Here is a 3,255-nt window from a genome sequence, read left to right as displayed (position 1 = left end):
TGTGGCTCGCGCGCTACCGGGGCGTCGCCCGGGCGGCCGTGATCGCGCTCGCGGTGCTCGTGATCCTGCTCGCCGGCAGCCCGACGCCGGCGCTGATCGTCGGTGTCGCCGCGGGGGCCGTGGTGCTCATCCTGCTGATCGAGCTGATAGCGCGGCCGGGAGCCGCCGAACCACCGCCGTGACGGCCTCGCGGCCCGCCCGGTTGGCGCCGACCGTCGACTGCGACGGCCCGAACCCGATGAGGTGCACCCGGGGCTCGACGGCCGGCTGGGTGCCCTGCATGGTGATGCCGCCCAGCTCGTTGCGCAGGCCCAGCGGGCCCAGGTGCGCCAGGTCGGCCTTGAACCCTGTGGCCCACAGGATGGCGTCGAGCGGGGTCAGGCTGCCGTCCGCCTCGCGGACGCCGTCGGGCTCGATCGCCGTGAACATGGGCCGCCGCTGCAGGGCGCCACGTTCCTTGGCGGCCAGCGCGTACGGCGTCCAGACCAGCCCGGTGTAGGAGACGACGCTCCCTGTGGGCCGGCCGGCGTCGACGTCCGCCATGACCTTGGTGATGGTCTCGCGGCCGAGAGTCTCGCTGCGGAACTCGTCGTGGAACACCGGCTCGCGCCGGGTGTACCAGCGGGTGGTCGCCACGCGCGAGATCTCCTCCAGGAGCTGCAGCGCCGAGATCCCGCCGCCGACGACGGCGACGCGCTGCCCCGCGAAGTCCTCGGCCCGCACGTAGTCGCGTGTGTGGAGCTGCCGGCCGCGGAACGTGTCCTGCCCCGGGTAGCGCGGCAGCACGGGGTTGGTCCAGGTGCCGGTCGCGTTGATGACGGCGGGCGTGGTCCACGACCCGTGGTCGCTGGTCACCACGAGGTCGCCGTCGGGGTCGTCGTCGGCGCGCCGGACGGCGACCACGCGCACCGGGCGCAGGATCGGGAAGCCGAACTCCCGCTCGTACCCGGCGAAGTAGCGCGGGACGGCCAACCGGCTGGGCTCGGCGGCGTCGACCGGGGGCTGGGCCAGGCCCGGGAGATCGAAGATCCCGTTGACCGTGGCCATCCGCAGGGACTCCCAGCGATGCTGCCAGGCGCCGCCCGGCGCGGGGTTGGCGTCGAGCAGCACGTAGGTGCGCTCGGCCCCCGGCTCGTCGAGAGCGCTCACGAAGCCCCGGCGCCGCAGGTGGTAGGCCGCCGACAGGCCGGCCTGCCCGGCCCCGATCACCACGACGGTCGCCCGCCTCATCTCGCTCACACCAGGGACAACAGTCCGCCGCGGCGGTTGTTCCGGCTAGGCGGGGGTTGTGATGCGCCGCACGGCCTCGGTGACGGTCCCGGGCTGCGGCGCCTCGGTGTCGAGGGCCCGGTGGATGGTCAGCCCCTCGATCAGGGCGTCCAGCAGCCGCGCCGTGACCGGGTCGAAGTGCCGCTCCAGGGCGGCCCGGGACCGCGCCATCCACGCGTTGGTCAGCTCGCGGTAGGCGGGCTCGCGGGACGCGAGCGTGTAGAGCTCGTGGGTCAGCACGAGGTCGCGCTGGGTGCCGAACACGTCCTGCGTGATGATCGCGACGACGGCGGCCCGCGCGCTCTCCAGGTCGGTCGCCTCGCTCATCCGCTGCTCGAACCCGTCGCTCCCGGCGCGCGCGAACCGGCCGAACGCCTCGCGCAGCAGCTCGTCCATCCCGGCGAAGTGGTAGGTCATGGAGCCGAGCGGCACGTCGGCGGCGGCGGCCACCTTGCGGTGCGAGACACCGGCCACGCCCACCTCGGCGATCAGGTCGAGGCAGACATCGATGATCCGGCTCCTGCGATCGGGGTCGTGCCGTCGCCCGGTCACGGTCAGCCCTCGGTGATGTCGCGGACCACGCGGGCGGGGTTGCCCACGGCGACGACGTTCGCCGGCAGGTCGCGGGTGACGACGGCGCCGGCCCCGACCACGGTGTTGTCGCCGATCGTCACGCCGGGGCAGACGACGACGCCGCCGCCGAGCCAGACGTTGTCGCCGATCGTGATGGGCCGCGCGGCCTCGAGCTTGTCCCGGCGCGGGGTGGGCTCCACGGGGTGGGTCGGCGTGAGGAGCTGCACGTTCGGCCCGATCTGGCAGTCGGCGCCGATCGTGATCGTCGCGACGTCCAGGGCCGTCAGGTTGTAGTTGGCGAAGGTGCGCGGGCCGACGTGGATATTGCCGCCGTAGTCGACGAACAGCGGCGGCTTGACGTAGGCGTCCTCGCCCAGGGTGCCGAGCAGGTCGTCCAGGATGGCGCGGGCGCCGTCGTCGCCCGCGACCGATGCGCGGTGGTAGGCGTCGGCGAGGGCGACGCCGCGCTGGGCGAGACGCACGCTCTCCGGGTCCTGACCGCCGATGTACAGGTCGCCGGCGAGCATGCGCTCGTGGTGGGTGCGGGGGTCACCGGCGAAGTAGTCGTGAGGCATGCGCACAGCGTAGCGGGCGATGTGTACGACCGTACGTAACGCGGGTACGCTCGTCGGCATGTCGCTCTCCCCGGACACCCGTCCGCCGCTCGCCCTCCGGCGCGCCCGCGCCGCCGTCGGCGCGCTGTTCCTGACCAACGGCGCCCTGTACGCCAACCTGGTGCCGCGCCTGCCGGAGATCAAGACCGCGCTCGACCTCGACAACGCGTCCTACGGACTGGCCATCGCCGCGTTCCCGACCGGCGCCATCGTCTCCGGGCTCGCGGCGGGCTGGATGGTGCGCCGGTTCGGCTCGGGGCGGGTCGCCGTGGTCGGCACCGTGCTGACGGGCCTGGGCACCCTGGCCGCGGGACTCTCCCCGACGTTCGCGCTGCTCGTGGCCGCCCTGTTCCTCGGCGGAGCGTCCGACTCGATCACCGACGTGGGGCAGAACACCCACGGGCTGCGCGTGCAGCGCCGCTACGGGCGGTCCATCATCAACGGCTTCCACGCGGTGTGGTCCATCGGCGCGGTGCTGGGCGGGTCCATGGCCGCGGGCGCCATCGCGCTCGGCCTGCCGCTGCAGGTGCACCTGGGCATCTCGCTGGCGATCTTCGCGACCGTCGCGGTCGTGTCCCTGCGCTTCCTCCTGCCCGGGAAGGACGACGAGACCGCCGACGACGACGCCGCGCCCGCCTCCCGGGCGGCCGGGATGCGCGCCCCGCGCCTGAGCGCGCGCACCCTGGCGATCATCACGGCGCTCGTGCTGATCGGGATCGGCGGGGCCCTCGTGGAGGACGCCGGCAGCTCCTGGGCCACGCTCTACCTCTCGGCCGGCCTCGGCGCCCCGGCCGCGCTG

The 3,255-nt window shown here is 74.0% G+C and carries 5 protein-coding genes; 2 read left to right on the top strand and 3 right to left on the bottom strand.

Annotated features, from left to right (window positions below):
- A partial coding sequence (locus PROKR_RS35915) for a hypothetical protein (RefSeq protein WP_036967775.1) occupies positions 1 to 182 on the top strand: 182 nt, incomplete at its 5' end.
- Here PROKR_RS35915 and PROKR_RS22420 read toward each other — a convergent pair.
- From PROKR_RS22420 to PROKR_RS22410, 3 genes are read right to left on the bottom strand one after another with little or no spacing between them, the layout of a single operon-like run.
- Positions 127 to 1,230, bottom strand: a complete 1,104-nt coding sequence (locus tag PROKR_RS22420; RefSeq protein ID WP_036968133.1) for an NAD(P)-binding domain-containing protein — start codon at positions 1,228 to 1,230, stop codon at positions 127 to 129. The two genes, PROKR_RS35915 and PROKR_RS22420, sit on opposite strands and share 56 nt — an antisense overlap.
- A gap of 45 nt (positions 1,231 to 1,275) precedes the next feature.
- Positions 1,276 to 1,821, bottom strand: coding sequence for a TetR/AcrR family transcriptional regulator (locus PROKR_RS22415; protein WP_036967774.1), 546 nt, complete (start codon positions 1,819 to 1,821; stop codon positions 1,276 to 1,278).
- Between the two features lie 2 nt (positions 1,822 to 1,823).
- Positions 1,824 to 2,417, bottom strand: coding sequence for a sugar O-acetyltransferase (locus PROKR_RS22410; protein WP_036967771.1), 594 nt, complete (start codon positions 2,415 to 2,417; stop codon positions 1,824 to 1,826).
- Between the two features lie 58 nt (positions 2,418 to 2,475).
- Between PROKR_RS22410 and PROKR_RS22405 the strand changes: the two genes are divergently transcribed.
- The coding region (locus PROKR_RS22405; RefSeq protein ID WP_036967769.1) for an MFS transporter at positions 2,476 to 3,255 on the top strand (780 nt) is incomplete at its 3' end.

The organism is Promicromonospora kroppenstedtii DSM 19349, from assembly GCF_000515355.1.
GTDB classification, from domain to species: Bacteria; Actinomycetota; Actinomycetes; order Actinomycetales; family Cellulomonadaceae; genus Promicromonospora; species Promicromonospora kroppenstedtii.
Note: the sequence above shows the minus strand (reverse complement) of the source record. Positions and strands in the feature narration are given on the sequence as shown.